The sequence below is a fragment of the Acinetobacter sp. RF15B genome (assembly GCF_007558235.1).
Classification (GTDB): domain Bacteria; phylum Pseudomonadota; class Gammaproteobacteria; order Pseudomonadales; family Moraxellaceae; genus Acinetobacter; species Acinetobacter lwoffii_C.
On record NZ_VLSR01000038.1, the window covers coordinates 1 to 5,035 of the forward strand.

The window sequence follows — 5,035 nt, forward strand, 5'->3', positions numbered from 1 at the left end:
ATTTCGGCATAAGGACATTATTTAGAATGTAGACAATATATCTACGGACAAAAGTAAACATTAAATAATAATTATTATTGTTTGTGCGAAAAGAGTGGTTAAGTTCTTCTAAAATTAACATAATGCACATTATACGAAATGCAATTTTTTATTTCATATAAATCATTGTCTTAGACTCCACAAAAAAGCCCAATCATACCTGATTGGGCTTTTTTGTGGATTTTTCATGTTCCACGCTTAATAACTGATCAATGTTCCACAACTTTGTTTAGCTAAAAATAACAATGACCGCCATTTTTATTCAGCCAGGTCCAGTGCTTTGCACATGGAACTTGGCCGAATAAAAATGCCGATCTCATAGAAAAATAAACATCAAAATACAAATGAAAGCTAAGGCACTAGAGAAAAGTGCTAAAACTCGCCATAAATCTCTCTGTTTTGCGTTATTTCGGCTTTCATACAGTGAACTTGATGTTTCCCTTAGTTGTTGTTCAGAATTGCTTAAATCGCTTTTTAAACGTCTTGCATACATCGTGAGTTCAGACTTTTCTTGAATCAGTCTTTGTCGATCCTGAGAAAGCTGTTCAATTTTTTCTTGGTCTTGGTGAATAACAGGCGTTTCTTTTTCAGAAAGTTGCTGTTCTAGTGCTTCTTTTTCTTCTGTCAAAGCATGGATTGTAAGCCAAAGTTGTTCAATTTCTTCGGTGGACTGTACGTGTTTCTGTTCAAGGTCAGCATGATTTTGCTTAATTTCAGCCAGTTCTTCTTCGAGTTGCTCAATTTTTTCATCAGCTTCTTCATGGGGAGCTGCCAATCTTTCTGAAAGTCTTTCAAGCATTAAAATACTTTGGAACATTTCATCATTTTTTTGGGTTAAATCGGCAACTTTCCAATGAACATTGTTGTATCCGTTATAGCGTCTAAGGTCTTTAAGTCGGGCTTCTCCATCCAAAAACTTATTTTCTAGTAGCCTATTACGTTCTTTAATTTCACTGTTTTCAAAAAGTAGTGATTCATTTCGTTCTATTACCCGTTCTAGTCGTCGGTTGAGGTTCTGTATTTCATTATTTCGAGACTGTAAACGCTCTTTTTGCCTCTCGATTTTACTATTTAGGGCGGTTTCTGTTTTTAAAGTAGTAGAATCGTGCTTAGCAAACTCATTCAAGTACCGACTGAGTAAAGATTCAGTCAGATCAAATGGCATGTTGTACTGATCTTTCAAGGATTGAATGATGCCCTGATAAGTTAAACCTTGCTTTTTAAGGTTCAAGATTTCATTCAAATAGCTTTGTATCCATTGTTTCTTATTAAAAACAGATTGTTTTTTAGACATTTAGAACCTTAATTTTATTGACGCCCTAAAATCGGTTTTTTCAAAACCAATTTTTTATACACACCATACGCCCCTTTCAGGATGCCACGAAACAAAATGAGGGGAATCGCCCGAATGATTTGTATTTAAATATTTGATTTAGAAATAAAAGAACTGCCGAATTTTTATGAATACTTCCAAAAAATGCAAAAAACAGTATAAGTTATTGATTTATCGTTTTCAAAGAAAATAGAGAATGGTTTGATCGCTTATTATTTTTACTAGAAATGAAAAAAGCCACTTGTAAAACAAGTGGCTTTTCCCATATATTCAGCGGTACGCAGTTATTTGATGTTAGAGCATCGAATAACGAAGATCATAAGGTTTGGCGACCGTTATGATTTCACACATGGCTTGTACCTGAACTCTATTTTCACAATAAAAAGTGTTTAGTTCAAGACCTAAAATGATAAGTCTTCGTTAATTTAGTGTCTAAAACCATCAAATAAGCTCCTAAAAGCGGGTTTTGCCTCCCTCTGCGTGTTCGTTTTATACGATGGCATGTGGTGTGGGTGGATGGAACAAAGCGACGCTAGCGCACCACAGCGATTGTTTTAGGGATATAAGAATATCTAAGGCAAGAGTTGCTACTAGGGGAAATCGACAAAGCAACAGCGTGATGAGTAGATCAGGGAAGCTTAAAATTGGATGTTGGGGAAACCCTCACAGAGATAAGCAAACTGTTCGGTTTGAGAACGTGTCGATGCGGTGTGTGAATCGTAATCTCAGCCTACAAGGGAAAGCACAATTACCCTTTGCAGATACGACCGATGCGTGGCTCCGTCAGCCCGAATCAGGTGTACGGCAATACTTTAAGAGCAAGCGATTATGCAGGCTCTTAGGGTGAGTATTGCCGAAACTCTCTCAACGTTCACCATCAGCCCAAAGCAAAGCGACGGCTGATGGTGAACGTTGAGAGAGTTGAGATCATTTTGATTAGTTAAATATTATTAGTTCAGGATGTATAATTTAAAAAATTAAACGTTGTTTAGAGTCTTTTATGTTGAATAGTAGTTTTTCTGGTCAAGAGTTACGTACTTTACGAGAGAGTAAGAAAGTATCTCAAGCTAAATTAGCTAAGGAGACGTCAATTGTTCAAGCAAAGATTTCCTCCTTTGAATTAGGTAAAGGAAATTTACTTGAAGAGGAAAAAAGAATAATTTTGAATTTTTTTTCTAATTCAATTGATGTTGAGAGGGTTGTTAAAGCTAAAAAAAAGATTACTAAAGAGAGTAATTTTATTATTAATCCTTTAGATATTGAGAAGCGAAAAAAACAATATAATTTATCTCCTAAAACTAAAAAGTACGTAAATGAGTTAGATGATTTATATACAAATCATTTGAAATCTCAGAAACAATTTAAGGCTGTTAGTCTTTTTTCAGGATGCGGAGGATTGTGTTTAGGTTTTTCTGCTGCAGGTGTACGTATAGCTGGATTTATTGAAAAAGATAAAGATATTAGTCAAATATATAGAGATAATTTTAGTTCAACGCCTCAGTTAGCAAACGATATAACCTCTTTGTCTCATGAGGATATTGAACAATATAAAGAGTCAATTGGCGAGGTTGATATTGTAATTGGTGGACCACCATGTCAGGGATTTAGTTTATCAGGCAAGCGAGATAAATCTGATTCTAGAAATAAGTTATTTGAGAATTACCTTGATATAGTTTCTGTTTTCAAACCTAAGTTAGCATTATTAGAAAATGTACAACTTTTGACATCAATGAAAGATGAAAATGGAAATTATGTTAAAGATTCAATAATTAAAAAATTCCAAGAATTAGGTTATAACATCACCTATTTTGATGTAAATGCTAAGGATTATGGGGTTCCCCAAAGTCGTGCTCGTGTGTTCTTTTTAGCTATTAGAAGTGATATCTCTTCTGAGTTAAGTTTTCCTGAAATAGAAAATATAGGCTTAACATTTGGAGATGCATGTTCTGATTTAGAATATTTAGAATCAGGTGAGTTTTCTAATGTTGATGACTTGCATTTTGCAGTTAATCATCCACCTCATGTATTAGAATGGTTATGGAATGTGCCAGAAGGAAGTAGTGCTCATGATAATGAGGATGAATTATTAAGACCTCCTTCAGGCTATAATACGACTTATAAACGACAAGTATGGAATGAAGAAGGATCTACAGTTCAAACTACTTTTGGCATGATATCTGGATGTAGAAATGTACATCCAGTAGCAACAAGATCTTTGACTGTTAGAGAAGCAGCTCGTATTCAATCATTCCCTGATAAATTTATTTTCAATGGTAAAGTTGGCACCGTTAGAACTGCTATTGGTAATGCAGTTCCGCCATTATTAGCTTATAAAATTGCTAGTCATTTAGTGGATAAACTAAAGAAAGTTAAATGACATAGAAGTAGCCTGATTTTAGATTAAATTGCAATTGTGTAGGGTGTTGTTTATTCCCTGCACGTTGCATCTGAAAGATTCCAAATCTAGGAGCTAAATGAACTACTCCTTGAGGATCTTTGAATGATCCTTTGTTGACTCTATAAGGTTCAGTTGAAAATAAATTATATGCCCTACTTTTTTGAATTAACTCATCTATTGTATAAATAGCCACTTCGGGAATAGTTGTAGTAAGTTTAGTTTTATGTAATAAAAAGTTCGGTGCAAATGGATCGTTACTATAAGCTTTTTGCAGTAAAATTCTAGAGATTTCATCTTGATAAGTTGAAAAAATATATTCCCACTCTTGGCGACCAGCTAGATTTATTTCTTCCCAAAAATATCGTCTATGATCAATTAGTCGATCTTGAATAGCATTATTATCAATAGGATTGAAACCAGAATCTCCACAAAATTGCTTTAAAGCATGTTCAGCTGTTTGAGAAACATTAATTTGGTTATTTCTTAATAAGTTAGAAAATCCAGTTGCTGTTGTGAAATAAACCTGAGCATTAGTTGGATTTTTATTATTACATTGTTTAATAGAAATACCAATATCAAATATATTATTGATTTTTATTAATATGTCACTCTTACATTTTTTAATAGTCTGCCCATTAAATAATACTCCCTGACTTTTAGATGAAGTTGCTAATCCACCAGTCGCCACAGCAGATAAATGGGTAACTGTATGGATATTTAGCTTTTGTGCAATGTATGAAACTAAAGTGAAAGCTTCACTGATAGTTTGAAAAACATTACCAGTAAGGATTGGATTATTTATAGCTATTGGTAGTGGTAACTGGTTAATGGCATCAGCTAAGTCTTCTTCGTAGCTATGACCAGTATTTCTACCTTGAGTACCTGCTAAAATTTGTAGTGCATGTTGAGCGTTAATCGGAACTAGAGCCACTGTTTTCAATATCCTTTGTTAATATAGATACCGAAATCTCTAATCCAGTTGCTACTTTCATGAGTGTAAGGAGAGATGGGTTTCGTTTCCCTCTTTCTAATAAACTGATATATGTACGATCTAAAGATGTCCTTTCAGCTAATTCTTCTTGGGATAAACCTAGTGAATTTCGCTGATTTTTAACCTTTAATCCTAAAAAAATTAATGATTTCGGCATAAGGACATTATTTAGAATGTAGACAATATATCTACGGACAAAAGTAAACATTAAATAATAATTATTATTGTTTGTGCGAAAAGAGTGGTTAAGTTCTTCTAAAATTAACATAATGCA

4 protein-coding genes are annotated in these 5,035 nt (G+C 33.8%); 1 reads left to right on the forward strand and 3 read right to left on the reverse strand.

What is annotated here, in order from left to right; genetic code table 11:
* Nucleotides 1-355 precede the first annotated feature (355 nt).
* Complete coding sequence (locus E2K74_RS14210; RefSeq protein ID WP_151208219.1) at nt 356-1,333, reverse strand: hypothetical protein; 978 nt, start codon at nt 1,331-1,333, stop codon at nt 356-358.
* A gap of 1,039 nt (nt 1,334-2,372) precedes the next feature.
* On the opposite strand from E2K74_RS14210, the gene dcm reads away from it, so the two are divergent.
* On the forward strand, nt 2,373-3,749 hold the full coding sequence (dcm, locus tag E2K74_RS14215; RefSeq protein ID WP_151208220.1) for a DNA (cytosine-5-)-methyltransferase: 1,377 nt from the start codon (nt 2,373-2,375) through the stop codon (nt 3,747-3,749).
* Here dcm and E2K74_RS14220 read toward each other — a convergent pair.
* Together E2K74_RS14220 and E2K74_RS14225 are read right to left on the reverse strand one after the other, a co-directional pair.
* Entirely contained in the window at nt 3,742-4,701 is a 960-nt protein-coding gene (locus tag E2K74_RS14220) for a hypothetical protein (protein WP_151208221.1), read from the reverse strand. The genes dcm and E2K74_RS14220 overlap by 8 nt on opposite strands.
* On the reverse strand, nt 4,682-5,035 hold a 354-nt coding region (locus E2K74_RS14225; protein WP_264766809.1), incomplete at its 5' end, for a helix-turn-helix domain-containing protein. The genes E2K74_RS14225 and E2K74_RS14220, both read right to left, overlap by 20 nt.

Bases quoted from the DNA above. Each gene is read 5' to 3' on its own strand.
- E2K74_RS14210 (WP_151208219.1), bottom strand. From the start codon at position 1,333: ATGTCTAAAAAACAATCTGTTTTTAATAAGAAACAATGGATACAAAGC.
- dcm (WP_151208220.1), top strand. From the start codon at position 2,373: ATGTTGAATAGTAGTTTTTCTGGTCAAGAGTTACGTACTTTACGAGAG.